General features: G+C 70.5%; 14 protein-coding genes and 1 other RNA gene. 5 read left to right on the forward strand and 10 right to left on the reverse strand.

All coding sequences use genetic code 11. From position 1 onward, the window contains the following. Nucleotides 1–82: 82 nt before the first annotated feature. A complete protein-coding gene (gene panB / locus GEV27_RS12180) occupies nucleotides 83–952 on the forward strand; it encodes a 3-methyl-2-oxobutanoate hydroxymethyltransferase (RefSeq protein ID WP_153934465.1) in 870 nt (289 codons plus the stop codon). A 3-nt stretch (nucleotides 953–955) separates the two neighbouring features. On the opposite strand, the gene GEV27_RS12185 is transcribed toward panB, so the two are convergent. Together GEV27_RS12185 and GEV27_RS12190 are read right to left on the reverse strand one after the other, a co-directional pair. Then, a complete protein-coding gene (locus GEV27_RS12185; protein WP_153934466.1) occupies nucleotides 956–1,246 on the reverse strand; it encodes a hypothetical protein in 291 nt (96 codons plus the stop codon). After that, complete coding sequence (locus tag GEV27_RS12190; protein ID WP_153652264.1) at nucleotides 1,243–1,449, reverse strand: hypothetical protein; 207 nt, start codon at nucleotides 1,447–1,449, stop codon at nucleotides 1,243–1,245. The genes GEV27_RS12185 and GEV27_RS12190 overlap by 4 nt, the downstream gene beginning before the upstream one ends. Before the next feature lie 51 nt (nucleotides 1,450–1,500). Between GEV27_RS12190 and map the strand changes: the two genes are divergently transcribed. Continuing rightward, entirely contained in the window at nucleotides 1,501–2,349 is an 849-nt protein-coding gene (gene map / locus GEV27_RS12195; RefSeq protein ID WP_309222213.1) for a type I methionyl aminopeptidase, read from the forward strand. Nucleotides 2,350–2,542: 193 nt separating this feature from the next. Here map and GEV27_RS12200 read toward each other — a convergent pair whose 3' ends face one another. The 3 genes from GEV27_RS12200 to rnpB form a co-directional block, all read right to left on the reverse strand. Further along, nucleotides 2,543–3,376: an aldo/keto reductase gene (locus GEV27_RS12200; RefSeq protein WP_153934468.1), complete on the reverse strand. Its 834-nt coding sequence runs from the start codon at nucleotides 3,374–3,376 to the stop codon at nucleotides 2,543–2,545. Between the two features lie 160 nt (nucleotides 3,377–3,536). Next, complete coding sequence (locus GEV27_RS12205; protein ID WP_153934470.1) at nucleotides 3,537–3,713, reverse strand: hypothetical protein; 177 nt, start codon at nucleotides 3,711–3,713, stop codon at nucleotides 3,537–3,539. Between the two features lie 4 nt (nucleotides 3,714–3,717). Beyond that, nucleotides 3,718–4,137, reverse strand: an RNA gene (gene rnpB, locus GEV27_RS12210) — RNase P RNA component class A. A 242-nt stretch (nucleotides 4,138–4,379) separates the two neighbouring features. On the opposite strand from rnpB, the gene GEV27_RS12215 reads away from it, so the two are divergent. The 3 genes from GEV27_RS12215 to GEV27_RS12225 are packed head-to-tail and all read left to right on the forward strand — an operon-like array spanning nucleotide 4,380 to nucleotide 6,832. Beyond that, nucleotides 4,380–4,952 carry a TMEM165/GDT1 family protein gene (locus GEV27_RS12215; protein WP_153652260.1) on the forward strand — a complete coding sequence of 191 codons (573 nt, stop codon included), beginning with the start codon at nucleotides 4,380–4,382 and terminating at the stop codon, nucleotides 4,950–4,952. Between the two features lie 19 nt (nucleotides 4,953–4,971). Next, nucleotides 4,972–6,033: an SLC13 family permease gene (locus GEV27_RS12220; protein ID WP_153934472.1), complete on the forward strand. Its 1,062-nt coding sequence runs from the start codon at nucleotides 4,972–4,974 to the stop codon at nucleotides 6,031–6,033. 25 nt (nucleotides 6,034–6,058) lie between these two features. After that, nucleotides 6,059–6,832 (forward strand): peroxide stress protein YaaA, encoded by a 774-nt coding sequence (locus tag GEV27_RS12225; RefSeq protein WP_309222214.1) that lies wholly within the window; start codon nucleotides 6,059–6,061, stop codon nucleotides 6,830–6,832. Between the two features lie 16 nt (nucleotides 6,833–6,848). Here GEV27_RS12225 and GEV27_RS12230 read toward each other — a convergent pair whose 3' ends face one another. Genes GEV27_RS12230 through GEV27_RS12250 form a run of 5 tightly spaced genes read right to left on the reverse strand, consistent with a single transcriptional unit; the run spans nucleotide 6,849 to nucleotide 12,688 of the window. After that, complete coding sequence (locus tag GEV27_RS12230; RefSeq protein WP_309222215.1) at nucleotides 6,849–7,949, reverse strand: bifunctional RNase H/acid phosphatase; 1,101 nt, start codon at nucleotides 7,947–7,949, stop codon at nucleotides 6,849–6,851. Continuing rightward, nucleotides 7,946–8,686 (reverse strand): C4-type zinc ribbon domain-containing protein, encoded by a 741-nt coding sequence (locus tag GEV27_RS12235; RefSeq protein ID WP_309222216.1) that lies wholly within the window; start codon nucleotides 8,684–8,686, stop codon nucleotides 7,946–7,948. Before GEV27_RS12235 ends, GEV27_RS12230 begins: the two co-directional genes overlap by 4 nt. 2 nt (nucleotides 8,687–8,688) lie before the next feature. Beyond that, on the reverse strand, nucleotides 8,689–9,516 hold the full coding sequence (locus GEV27_RS12240; protein ID WP_153934483.1) for a Nif3-like dinuclear metal center hexameric protein: 828 nt from the start codon (nucleotides 9,514–9,516) through the stop codon (nucleotides 8,689–8,691). Nucleotides 9,517–9,556: 40 nt separating this feature from the next. Next, nucleotides 9,557–10,567, reverse strand: coding sequence for an aldo/keto reductase family protein (locus tag GEV27_RS12245; RefSeq protein ID WP_153911555.1), 1,011 nt, complete (start codon nucleotides 10,565–10,567; stop codon nucleotides 9,557–9,559). 21 nt (nucleotides 10,568–10,588) lie between these two features. Continuing rightward, the gene (locus GEV27_RS12250) at nucleotides 10,589–12,688 is read right to left on the reverse strand and encodes an ATP-dependent DNA helicase RecQ (RefSeq protein WP_153934484.1); all 2,100 of its coding nucleotides are present in this window, start codon (nucleotides 12,686–12,688) and stop codon (nucleotides 10,589–10,591) included. Between the last annotated feature and the right edge of the window lie 25 nt (nucleotides 12,689–12,713).

Here is a 12,713-nt window from a genome sequence, read left to right on the forward strand (position 1 = left end):
GCCGCTGCTCCTACGCGGATCTGGCACGCTGGTGCCATCCGTGGACTCCGCCAGGAGCTGCGAGACGAACAGGAGCATTCCCATGGCCGACGCCACCCCTGAAGAGACCGCGCCGTACGGCACCGGGCCTGCCTCACCTGCCCCGGCAGCCCGCAAGCGCGTCCGCACCCACACGCTGCAGCAGATGAAGGAACGCGGCGAGAAGTGGACCATGCTGACCGCGTACGACCAGTACACCGCGGCCACGTTCGACGAGGCCGGCGTCGAGGTGCTGCTGGTCGGCGACTCCGCGTCCAACAACGTCTACGGCAACGAGACCTCACTGCCGGTCACGGTGGACGAGCTCATCCCCCTCGTGCGGGCCGTCTCCCGCTCCGCGCCGCACGCGCTCGTGCTGGCCGATCTGCCGTTCGGCTCCTACCAGGGCTCCCCCGAGCAGGCGTTCCACACCGCTGTCCGGTTCATGAAGGAGGCCGGTGCGCACGCGGTCAAGCTCGAGGGCAGTCTCGCGATGGTGCCGCAGGTCAAGCTCCTGACCGACGCGGGCATCCCCGTGTGCGCCCACATCGGGTTCACCCCGCAGGCCGAGCACAATCTCGGCGGCTACCGCGTGCAGGGCCGTGGTGACGGTGCCGCCCGCATGGTCGAGGAGGCCAGGGCGCTCGAGGCCGCCGGGGCGTTCGCGATCGTCATGGAGATGGTCCCGTCCCCGGTCGCCGCAGAGGTCACCAAGGCGCTGCGCATCCCCACGGTCGGGATCGGCGCAGGCGTCGAGTGCGACGCCCAGGTGCTGGTGTGGCAGGACATGCTGGGCCTCAACTCCGGCCGCACCCCGCGTTTCGTCAAGAAGTACGCCGACCTGCACGCCGTGATGCTCCAGGCGACGCAGGCGTACGTCTCGGACGTCAAGGGCGGCACCTTCCCCGACGACGAGCACAGCTTCGCCGAGTAGACCTCAGGCGCTCCAGCCGCCCGGGCCGACGCCCACGGCGGTCACCAGCGCCAGCAGGGGCAGGCCCGCCAGCGGCACGAAGGTGCATGCCGCCGGGCGGGTCCTCGCCCAGCTGACGACCCAGCCGACGAGCGGGGCGAGGACCAGCACGTGCAGGACGACGCCCCACCACGGCGCGTAGATCGACGTCGAGATCGCGAGCCACAGCAGGACGAACAGCCCGCCGACCGCGATCCACGGACCCGAACGCTCGAGGCGCAGACCACCGGACCTGCGTCTGCGTCGGCGTCTCATTCCTTCGTGGGCTCGTCCGGGGTCGCGTCGTCGTTCCAGTCGGGGTCGTTGTCCCAGCTCTTGGTGCGCTCCGCGGCGATCTCCAGAGCGCGGGCGGCCTCCTCCGCGGTGTCGTACGGCCCGAGGCGGTCCGCCGCCCGGCAGCCGTCCTCACCCTCGACCGTGCCGTGCTTGGTGCAGTAGTAGAACTTGGCGTCACTCATGTGCCCATCCTGCCCCAACCCGGGCTCGGGTGCTCCCACTAAACTCCCCGCGTGAGTGTCCTGACCGCCGGCCGTGTCTCGGCCCGCCGCCCCGTCCCCGCCTCGATCGAACGTCCCGAGTACGTCGGACAGATCGCTCCCCTGCCCTATCGCGGCCCGCTCGTGCGGGACGCCCAGACGATCGAGGCCATGCGGATCGCCGGCCGGATCGCGGCGCAGGCGCTGGACGCCGTCGAGGCCGCGATCGCACCGGGCGTCACGACCGACGAGCTCGACCGGATCGGCCACGAGTTCATCGTCGCGCAGGGCGCCTATCCGTCGACGCTGGGCTACCGGGGCTATCCCAAGTCCTTGTGCAGCAGCGTCAACGAGGTCATCTGCCACGGCATCCCCGACGATCGTCCGCTCGAGGACGGCGACATCGTCAACATCGACATCACGGCGTACATCGGGGGCGTCCACGGGGACACCAACAAGACCTATCTCGTGGGCGACGTCGACCAGGAGTCACGACTGCTGGTCGAGCGCACGCAGGAGGCCACGATGCGGGCGATCCGCGCGGTCAAGCCGGGTCGGGAGATCAACGTGATCGGCCGGGTCATCGAGACGTACGCCAAGCGGTTCGGCTACGGCGTCGTGCGTGACTTCACCGGGCACGGGGTCGGCCCGGCCTTCCACGACGGGCTCGTCATCCCCCACTACGACGACCCGTCGGCCGACACCGTGATGCAGCCCGGCATGACGTTCACGATCGAGCCGATGCTCACGCTGGGCTCGATCGACTGGGACATGTGGGACGACGGGTGGACCGCCACGACCCGAGACCGGTCCCGGACCGCGCAGTTCGAGCACACCCTGCTGGTGACGTCGAACGGCGCCGAGATCCTGACCCTGTCGTAGGTCGGGATCCCGGCGCCGTGGTCGGCGTGGCTCCGCGCCGGAGGAGGACGAACGATGAGGGTTTGCGGTAGCGGTGACTACCCCAAACCCTCATCGTCGGTGCCGGCCGCGCCCGAGGGTGAGGGGTTGCGGCTGCGCTAGCTACCCCAAACCCTCATCGTCGGTCCCCGGCCGCGCCGGAGGGGCTCCGGTGTCAGGGGATGTAGTTGAACACGTCCGGGTCGGGGCCGGTGCGCTCGTCCTTGTTGAGAGCGCTGATCGTGCCCATCTCACCGTCGGTGAGCTCGAAGTCGAAGATGTCGAAGTTCTCCTCGACGCGGCTGCGCGTCACCGACTTGGGGAAGATGATGTCGCCGCGCTGCACGTGCCAGCGCAGGACCACCTGGGCGGGCGTCTTGCCCTTGTCGTTGGCCAGCCCCGTGACGACGGGGTTGTTCAGCACGAGGCCCTGGGCGATCGGCGACCAGGCCTCGGTCGCGACGCCGTGCTCGGTGTTGACCGCGCGGACCTCGTCCTGCGTCAGGTAGGGGTGCACCTCGATCTGGTTGACGGCCGGAACGATCTCGCCCTCCTGGATCACGCGACGCAGGTGCGTCGGCTGGAAGTTGGAGACGCCGATCGAGCGGGCGCGGCCGTCGCGGTAGAACCCCTCGAGGGTCTTCCAGGTGTCGACGAAGTCGACGTCGATGCCCGGCAGCGGCCAGTGGATGAGGAACAGGTCGATCTTGTCCAGACCGAGCGCCTCAAGGGTGCCCTCGAACGCCTTGATCGCATCGTCGGGCGCGTGGAAACCGTTGTTGAGCTTGCTCGTCACGAAGATCTCGTCACGCGGGATGCCGGACTCGCGGATCGCCTCGCCGACCTCCTTCTCGTTGCCGTACATCTCGGCCGTGTCGATGTGCCGGTAGCCGACCTCGAGGGCCGTGAGCGTCGCGTCCTTGGTCTCGGACGGATCGATCTGGAAGACACCGAACCCCAGCTGCGGGATCTCGACGCCGTTGTTGAGGGCAATGTTGGGCACGGTCATGCGTACTCCTGAAAGAAGATCGGTGGGTGGGAGCCTCGCCTCCGAAGAGGGGCCGTGGTCTGGCGTACCCACGCCCCCTCCCCGTCAAACTGTCACCCGACCACTGGCGACAACATTCCACACCATGGCGCGAGGGAGTACGTCCCCGCCCGTCCGCTGCTCAGGCTTGCTCGACGCGCAGAGACCCCAGTGTCTGCTCCGCAGCCGGCTCGTAGGAGCTCGGGAACTTCCAGGACGGCTTGAGCAGGGTGCCGGCGAACACCTTGCGCAGACGGATGCGGCCGAGCAGATTGTCACCGGGATCGGCCACGTCCTGGGGCGTGAACGTCGTGGTCATGGGGCGAATGAGCCGGCCTGTAAGCCGGATCCTGTCAGACCAGCGGATCACTCCACCGGCCCGGGCGACCATCCATCTGGGACGCCCATTGCTGGACGCCTCGTGCAACCTACCCGCTGACATCGGACGAGCAGCCCGTCAGCGCAGACCCCTCCGCACGCGGAGGAGTCCTCTTGGTCTTGCTCCCGGTGGGGTTTACCTAGCCGCCCCGGTCACCCGGAGCGCTGGTGAGCTCTTACCTCACCGTTTCACCCTTACCCGCACCTGCGCCCGAAGGCGCAGGCCGCTGGCGGTCTGTTCTCTGTGGCACTGTCCCGCACGTCGCCGTGGGTGGCCGTTAGCCACCACCGTCGCTCTGCGGAGTCCGGACTTTCCTCGACACCGTGGTCGTACGACCCGGTGCCGCGGCCGCCCGGCCGACTCATTCGCGTCCCCGATCCTACCGCCTGCCAGGGGGTGCACCGACGTCCGATAGGCTTCAGGCGCGAAAGGGAGTAGTCCCCAACGGCTGTGTCGACATACTGACCCCACGAGGCTGTGGAGTCCGGTGCAGCAGGCCACCTCGGTGGCGGACGAGACTTTCGACCAGATGTGTCATTGACGTACCTGGTCGAAGACTCGTCGTCCAGGCTCTTCGTCCAGGCGGACGAGGGGTCTTTTTCTTTCATGTACGCCTTCCTGCTGAGCACTGCCGTGATCTTCGTGGCCGAGCTCGGTGACAAGAGCCAGCTCATGGCGATGACGTTCGCGACGCGCTACAAGGTGCGCGACGTCATCATCGGCATCAGCGTGGCCACCGCGATCGTGCACCTGGCATCGGTCGGCATCGGGGCGTGGATCGGCGACAGCTTCGCCGACAGCCAGCACATCATCTCGATCGTCGCCGGCGTCGCCTTCCTGCTGTTCGCGGCGTGGACCTGGCGCGGCGACGAGCTCACCGAGGGCGAGGCGGACAAGGCGCGGCTCAGCCAGGGCGCGGCGATCCTGGCCGTCGGCGTCGCGTTCTTCCTCGCCGAGCTCGGTGACAAGACCATGCTCGCGACGATCACCCTCGCGACGCAGGAGGGCTGGCTCGGCACGTGGATCGGCAGCACGGTCGGCATGGTCGCGGCCGACGCCCTCGCGATCGGCGTCGGTGCGATCCTCGGCAAGCACCTGCCGGATCGGGCCATCAAGATCGGCGCCACCGCGGCGTTCGTCGTGTTCGGCGTACTGCTGATCCTCGAGGGCGTGCTGTGACGATCAGTAGATTCGCGGCGTGACACACGACCTGGGCTCCCTGACGGCGATCGTCGCCTTCCTCGTCGCGATGATGGTGCTGGCCCAGGCGTGCGCGGACGAGGGACTGTTCGACGTCCTCGGCCGCCGCATCGCGAGCTGGTCCCGCGGCTCCGCCCACCGGTTGCTCGCGCTGGCGGTGGGCCTGGCAGCGGTGGTCACCGCGACCATGAGCCTCGACGCGACGGTCGTGCTGCTGACACCCGTCCTGCTCGCGGCATCGGCCCGGCGCTCGTACGCCTACGCGACCGTGCGGCTCGCGAACTCCGGCTCGACCCTGCTGCCCGTCTCCAACCTGACGAACCTGCTGGTGTTCGGGTCCACGGGCCTGACCTTCCTCGGCTTCGCGTGGGCCATGCTGCCGGTCTGGCTGGTGGCGGTCGCGGCGGAGTACGTCATCCTGCGGTTCTGGTTCGCCGACGAGCTGCGGACACCCGCGCCGGCCCTCGAGGACGACTTCGCGCTCCCCCTGTTCCCCCTCGCGGTGGTCGTCGTCGTGCTGCTGGCCCTGGCCGGGGGCACCGATCCGTGGATCCCGGCGACCGCGGGCGCGATCCTCGTCGGGACGTACGCGCTCGTGAGGCGCCGGACGACCTGGCGTGACCTGCGCGCCGCCGCGAACCTTCCCCTCGCAGCCCTGGTCCTCACGTGGGCGTTCGTGGTGTCATGGCTCGGCTCGACGCCGGTCGGCGCGTGGTTCGACGACGCGATGCCGTCCGGGACCGGGCTCGGCTCGCTGCTGATCGCCGCGGTGGTCGCGATGATCGCGGCCAACGTCGTCAACAACCTGCCCGCGACGCTCCTGCTGCTGCCGGCAGCGGACGCCGCAGGCCCCGCCGCGGCGCTCGCGCTCCTCGTCGGCGTCAACGTCGGCGCCAACCTGACCCTGATCGGCTCGGTCGCCAACCTGCTGTGGCGTCAGGCCGGTGGCAAGGCGGTGTCGTCGGTGCGCGAGTTCCACCTGCTGGGCGTCCTCACGACGCCGCCGCTCGTGCTGCTGTGCACGGTCGTCCTGTGGGGATGGACGTCCCTGATCTGGTGAGGACCCGCCCGGCTAGGGTCGTCACGTGCTGATCCTGCTTCCCCCGTCCGAAGGCAAGACCCGGCCGGAGTCCGGATCGCCGCTCGACCTCGAGACGCTGTCCTTCCCCGCCCTGACCCCCGTGCGCGAGGTGCTGCTGCGCAGCCTCGTCAAGCTCTGCAACGGCAAGCCTGAGCATGCCGCCGAGGTGCTCGGTCTCGGTCCGACCCAGGCCGGCGCGATCGCCGTCAACGCGGCCCTGAACAACGAGCCCACGGCGCGCGCCGACGCGATCTACACCGGCGTCCTGTTCTCGGCCCTGGACCTGCCGTCGCTCGACGAGGCCGCACGCGGCCGAGCGGACTCCACGATCGCGATCGCGAGCGCACTGTTCGGCCTCGTCCGCCCCGACGACCACATCCCGGCGTACCGGTTGTCCGGCACCGTCACGCTCCCCCGACTCGGCACGGTCGCGGCCCGCTGGCGCACGACCCTCCCCCAGGTCATGCAGGACGAGGTCGGCGACGGCCTGCTGGTCGACCTGCGCTCAGGCACCTACACGGCGCTCGGCAAGCCTCCGGCCGACATCGCGGGACGCACGGCCACGATGCGGGTGCTCCACGAGCACCAGGGCAAGCGCAAGGTCGTCAGCCACTTCAACAAGGCCACCAAGGGACGCATCGTCCGCGGGCTGATGGAGTCGGGCGCCGATCCTCGAAGCGTCGACGAGCTCCAGGGCGTGCTGCAGGATCTGGGCTGGACGGTCGAGCGTCACGGCGGACGGCTCGACGTCGTGGTCGACGAGGTCGCGACGTCCTGACGGCGCCGGGCCGGTTCTACGGGACGATGTTGAACCCGCGCAGCGACGCGTTGCCGTCGGGCCACCACGCGACCGTCGTGATCGACGCCGGCGACAGCTCCATCTTGTAGATCGAGGCGAGGGGCGCGCCGAGCGCATGGCGCACGAGCAGCTTGATGGGCGTCACGTGGCTCACCGCGACCACCGTCTCGCCGGGATGTGCCGCCAGCAACGCCTCGCGGGTCGCGGTGATGCGCCGGTCGACCTCGGCGAACGACTCCCCGCCCGGCGGCGCGACGTCGGTCGAGGCCAGCCACGCGGACATCTCCTCGGGCCAGCGCTCCTGGATCTCCGCGAACGTGTAGCCGTCCCAGTCGCCGAACGACGTCTCGGCCAGTCCGCTCTCGACGCTCACGTCCAGGCCGAGGTCGCTGCCGATCACGGCGGCGGTCTCGCGGGTGCGGAGCAGCGGTGACGTGACGATCGCGTCGACCGGACCGCGCTCGGCGATCCACGCCGCGGCTCGATCGGCCTGCTGGCGGCCCGCGTCGGTCAGGCCGTGGTCGTCGCCCGTGCTGCCGGAGAAGGCCTTGCGCTCGGTCGCGGACGTGACGCCGTGACGCACCAGCACGAGGGTCGTGGGGCGCCCACCGGCCGCGGACCATCCGGTGGACGGGGCGGACGGGGCGACAGCGCTCGTGCCGCTGCCCGACACGACACCCGAGCCGCCGTCACGTTCGTCGTCCAGCGCGGCGTTGGCCAGCGCGTCGGCGTCCTTGTTGCGCTCGCGCGGCACCCAGGTCCAGGTGACGTCCGCGGGCGCGAGCCTGCGGGCCTTCTCGGCCAGCGGGATCATGTCGGCGTGCTTGATCCTCCACCGTCCGGCCATCTGCTCGATGACGAGCTTGGAGTCCATGCGGACCTCCAGCCGGGCGTCGGGCGTGTGCTCGCGATAGAGCTCGAGCCCTGCGATCAGCCCGGAGTACTCGGCGACGTTGTTGGTCGCCCGCCCGATCGTCTCGCCCCGCTGGGCGATGACCCGTCCGGTGCCGGCGTCACGGATCAGCGCACCGTACGACGCGGGGCCCGGATTGCCACGTGAACCGCCGTCGGCCTCGAGGATGACCCGATCGGTCACAGGCCGGATTCGGGCGTACGCACCAGGATGCGGCTGCACTCGGGGCAGCGCAGGACGTCGTCCTCGGGCGCCGCGGCGAGCTCGCGCAGGTCGGCACCGTTGAGCTCGAGGCGGCAGCCCTCACAACGGCGAGCACGCAGCGCAGCGGCACCCGTGCCGTACTGGCCACGCAGCTTGTCGTAGAGGGTGATGAGATCGGCGGGGATGACCTCGGCGGTCGAGCCACGCTCGGACTGGGCCTCGGCGACCTGATGGTCGATGACCTCGATCGCGGTGTCGCGTGCGGAGACCTGCTCGGCGAGCTCGGTCTTGAGGCTGTCGAGATCGGCCTGGACCGAGGCGAGCCCGGTCTGGGCGTCCTCGAGCTTCTCCATGACCTCGAGCTCATCGTCCTCGAGGGTCGAGATGCGGCGCTCGAGCGCGACGAGCTCGTGCTGGAGGCTCTCGAGGTCCTTGGGGTTCTTCACCGCGCCGGAGTTGAGTCGCTCCTCGTCGCGAGTCCGTCGCGCCTTGACCTGCTCGACCTCGGCGTCGGCCTTCTTCTGGGCACGGCTCAGATCGGAGACCTGCGTGTCGAGCTCGATGCGGGTCCCGTCGACGTCCTTGATCTGGGCCTCGAGCTCCTTGATGCGGGCATGCTCGGGAAGGTTGTTGCGGCGGTGCTGGAGCTGGCTGAGGATCGCGTCCGTGGACTGCAGCGCGAGCAGCGCGGCCTGGGCGGTGGGATCGGCTTTCACCCTCACACCGTACCCGGCACGATCGCGGTCCATGGATCGGTCACGATCGTGGAGACCTTGACCTCCACTTCTGGCAGGCGTTCTGCCAGCGCTGACGCGGCGACCGGCAGCCACGTCCACTCCGCCGACCAGTGCGGCACGTCGATCACGGCGCACGGATCGGGCTGCTCGAGATGCTCGCTGACGGGGTGGTGTCGCAGATCGGACGTCACGTAGACGTCGGCACCCTGCGCCTGCGCCGCGCCGAGCAGGAAGTCGCCCGAGCCGCCGCACAGGGCGACCGTGCGGACCGGCCGGCCGGGGTCGCCCGCGACGCGAACGGCGCTTCGATGGGACGGCAGGCTCCGGGCGACGTACTCGGAGAACGCCGCCAGGGTCGTGGGGCTCTGGAGGACGCCGATGCGCCCGCTGCCACGGTCGGGCTGCTCGTCGTCGGTGTCGGGCTCGAGCGGGCGGACGTCGAAGAGCCCCAGCGCGTACGCCATCGACTCCGACACGCCGAGGCGAGGACTGTCGGCGTTCGTGTGGCACGCGTGGAGCGCGATCCCGTGCGTGATGAGGTTGTGCACGAGGCGACCCTTCGGCGAGGTCGCGGCGACGGAGGTCACGCCCTTGAGCCACAGCGGGTGGTGGGTCACGATGAGGTCGGCGCCCCACGCGATCGCCTCGTCGACCACGGCACTGACCGGGTCGACCGCGAGCAGCACCCGGCCGACCTCGGCCTGCGGATCGCCCGCGACGGTGCCCACCGCGTCCCAGTCGTCCGCCCACGACGGATCGTAGAGCTCGTCGAGGACCGCGACGACGTCACGCAGCAGAGGGGTAGGCATGGCCGCACTCTATCGAGCGGCCACGCCCACCCCGTGGCGATCAGGTCGGGCGGGTGTCCGGCGTCTGGCGGGCCGTGAACGACGCATCCCGGACCACCACGTCGCCCAGCGCGTCGTCGATCGCCTCCATCACGTCATCGCCCAGCACGACGCCGGACGCCTTGGCGTTGTCGGTGACCTGCTCGGGCCGTGAGGCACCGATGATCGCGGCGGCGATGTTGGGCCGGCGCAGCACCCACGCCACGGCGAGCTGCGCCATCGTGAGGTCGGCCGCGTGGGCGATCGGCTGCAGCCGCTGCACGGCCTCCAGCACGTGGTCCTTCATCCACCGGCTGATGTTCTGCGCGCCGCCCTGGTCGTCGGTGGCGCGCGAGCCCTCGGGCACGGGCTGGCCGGGCTTGTACTTGCCCGTCAGCACACCCTGGGCGATCGGCGACCAGACGATCTGGCTGAGCCCCAGCTCCTCGCTCGCCGGCACCACCTCGTCCTCGATGACCCGCCACAGCATCGAGTACTGCGGCTGGCTCGAGATCAGGGAGAAGCCGAGCTGGTGGGCCAGCTCCTGTCCCTCGCGGATCTGGTCGGCGGTCCACTCCGAGACACCGATGTAGAGCGCCTTGCCGGCACGGACGACGTCGGCGAACGCCTGCATCGTCTCCTCGAGCGGGGTCTCGATGTCGTAGCGGTGGGCCTGGTAGAGGTCGACGTAGTCGGTCTGCAGACGGGTCAGCGAGCCGTTGATCGACTCCATGATGTGCTTGCGCGACAGGCCCGAGTCGTTGGGCCCGCCCGGTCCGGTGGTCCAGTAGACCTTCGTGAGGATCTCCAGCGACTCACGGCGCTGGCCGGCCAGCGCACGGCCGAGGACCGACTCCGCCTTGGTGTTGGCGTAGACGTCGGCGGTGTCGAAGGTCGTGATGCCCTCGTCGAGCGCCTGCCTCACGCAGGCCGTCGCAGCGTCCTCCTCGACCTGCGAGCCGTGGGTCAGCCAGTTGCCGTAGGCGATCTCCGAGATCTTGAGACCACTGTTGCCAAGGTATCGATGCTCCATGCTGTCAACGTACCGCCGATGTCAGGCGACCACCGCGAGAGCGAGCGGGAGCACCGCCCCGGCGCCGCTGCGGCGCAGCTCGCGGGCCGCGACGGTCAGCGTCCAGCGGCTGTCGACCCGGTCGTCGATCAGGAGCACGGGCCTGCCGCCGAGCTCGCGCAGACCGTCCGCGAGGGCGGGGCCCACCGCGAACGTCCCCCACACGTCGGCGAGCCGGTAGGCACTGTTGCCGCCGGGCCCCCCGCGCGGCTCGGGACCGACCTGGTCGAGCGAGCCCAGGTCGGTGAGCCGGCCGATGCGGGCGATGCCACGGGCCAGGGAGTCGACGAGCTGGGGACGCGATCGCGACGGGATGCTCACGACGGCCGCGGGACGCTCGTCCCAGCCCCAGTCCTTCAGCACGCGCACGCAGGCGCCGAGCAACTCGTCGGTGACGGGTCCGTCGGGCGCCCCGGCCGCGAACAGCTCGCGCAGCACGTTGCCCCAGCCGAGGTCGGTCAACCGCGCGACCGCGCGACCGGGCTCGGCGCGGTCGTCGACCGGGATCTTGCCCTTGGCCTCGACGCCGAGCCGCTCGGCCCCCGAGGGCCACTGGGCGCGTGGCTCGATCTCGACGCCGACCTTGTCCAGCGTGCTGGACGCGGCCTGGGTCGCGGCGGGGTCGATGCCGGTCGGGTACCAAGGGGTCGTGCAGTTGTCGCAGCGACCGCACGGCGACGCGGTCGGGTCGTCCAGGTCTCGCTGCAGCATCTCCATGCGGCACGTGGTGTCGCGCTGGTAGGTGAGCATCGACTGCTGCTCGGCGTCGCGGGCCGCGGCGATGCGCTCATAGCGCTCGCGGTCGTACGTCCACGGGACGCCGGTCGCGACCCAGCCGCCCTGCACCCGGCGGACCGCACCGTCGACGTCGAGCACCTTGAGCAGCAGCTCGAGCGGCGAACGGCGCAGGTTGACCCTGGCCTCCAGAGCGGGCGTCGAGAGCGTCTCGTCGCCCAGCGCGTCGATCACGGCCGCCGCACGTTCCTCGCTCGGCATCGAGGACGTCGCGAAGTAGGTCCAGATGTCGCGGTCCTCGCGGCCGGGCAGCAGCAGCACGTCGGCGTTGTCGGTGGCGCGGCCCGCACGGCCGACCTGCTGGTAGTACGCGACCGGCGACGACGGTGCCCCGAGGTGGATCACGAAACCGAGATCGGGCTTGTCGAACCCCATGCCGAGGGCGCTGGTCGCCACGAGCGCCTTGATCTCGTTGTCCTTGAGCTGGCGCTCGAGCTCCTCGCGCTGCTCGGGATCGGTGCGGCCGGTGTAGGCGCGCACCGCGTGGCCGCCCTCGCGCAGCAGCCGCGCGGTGTCCTCGGCGTTCGAGACCGTCAGCGCGTAGATGATGCCGCTGCCGGGCAGCTCGGCCAGGTGGCTGAGCAACCAGCCGAGCCGGTCGCGCGCGCCGGGCAGCTCGAGGACGCCGAGTCGCAGCGACGTACGCGCCAGGGAGCCGCGGATCGTCAGCACCTCGCCCTCGGCCCCCAGCTGCTCCGCGACGTCGGTCACCACGCGGGCGTTGGCCGTCGCGGTCGTCGCCAGCACCGGCAGGTCGTCGGGCAGCTTGGCGATGAGCTCGGCGAGCCGGCGGTAGTCGGGACGGAAGTCGTGGCCCCAGTCAGAGATGCAGTGGGCCTCGTCGACGACCAGCATGCCCATGCGCTCGACCAGAGCCGGCAGCTGCTCGTCACGGAAGCGCGGGTTGTTGAGCCGCTCGGGAGAGACGAGCAGGATGTCGACCTCGTCGGCCGCCAGCTTGGCCCGGGTCTCCTCCCACTCGTGCGGGTTGGCCGAGTTGATCGCCACGGCCCGCACCCCGGCGCGGGCGGCTGCCGCGACCTGGTCGCGCATCAGGGCGAGCAGGGGCGACACCAGCAGCGTCGGGCCCGCCCCGCGCTGACGCAGCAGCAGGGTGGAGATGAAGTAGACCGCGGACTTGCCCCAGCCGGTGCGCTGCACGACCAGCGCGCGCCGATGACCGTCCACCAGCGCCTTGATCGCCTCCAGCTGGCCGTCGTGGAAGACCGCGTCGTCCCGCCCGGTCAGGCGTCGCAGAGCGGTCGTGGCGTCGGCTTCGGTGGTCATGCCGCCATCGTGTCAGGCGCCCCCG

It is taken from the genome of Aeromicrobium sp. S22 (genome assembly GCF_009661045.1).
GTDB lineage: Bacteria > Actinomycetota > Actinomycetes > Propionibacteriales > Nocardioidaceae > Aeromicrobium > Aeromicrobium yanjiei.

Excerpts from the sequence above, each read along its gene's own strand:
- panB (WP_153934465.1), top strand. The coding sequence starts at position 83 with ATGGCCGACGCCACCCCTGAAGAGACCGCGCCGTACGGCACCGGGCCT.
- GEV27_RS12185 (WP_153934466.1), bottom strand. The coding sequence starts at position 1,246 with ATGAGACGCCGACGCAGACGCAGGTCCGGTGGTCTGCGCCTCGAGCGT.
- GEV27_RS12190 (WP_153652264.1), bottom strand. The coding sequence starts at position 1,449 with ATGAGTGACGCCAAGTTCTACTACTGCACCAAGCACGGCACGGTCGAG.
- GEV27_RS12200 (WP_153934468.1), bottom strand. The coding sequence starts at position 3,376 with ATGACCGTGCCCAACATTGCCCTCAACAACGGCGTCGAGATCCCGCAG.
- GEV27_RS12205 (WP_153934470.1), bottom strand. The coding sequence starts at position 3,713 with ATGACCACGACGTTCACGCCCCAGGACGTGGCCGATCCCGGTGACAAT.
- GEV27_RS12215 (WP_153652260.1), top strand. The coding sequence starts at position 4,380 with ATGTACGCCTTCCTGCTGAGCACTGCCGTGATCTTCGTGGCCGAGCTC.
- GEV27_RS12240 (WP_153934483.1), bottom strand. The coding sequence starts at position 9,516 with ATGCCTACCCCTCTGCTGCGTGACGTCGTCGCGGTCCTCGACGAGCTC.
- GEV27_RS12245 (WP_153911555.1), bottom strand. The coding sequence starts at position 10,567 with ATGGAGCATCGATACCTTGGCAACAGTGGTCTCAAGATCTCGGAGATC.
- GEV27_RS12250 (WP_153934484.1), bottom strand. The coding sequence starts at position 12,688 with ATGACCACCGAAGCCGACGCCACGACCGCTCTGCGACGCCTGACCGGG.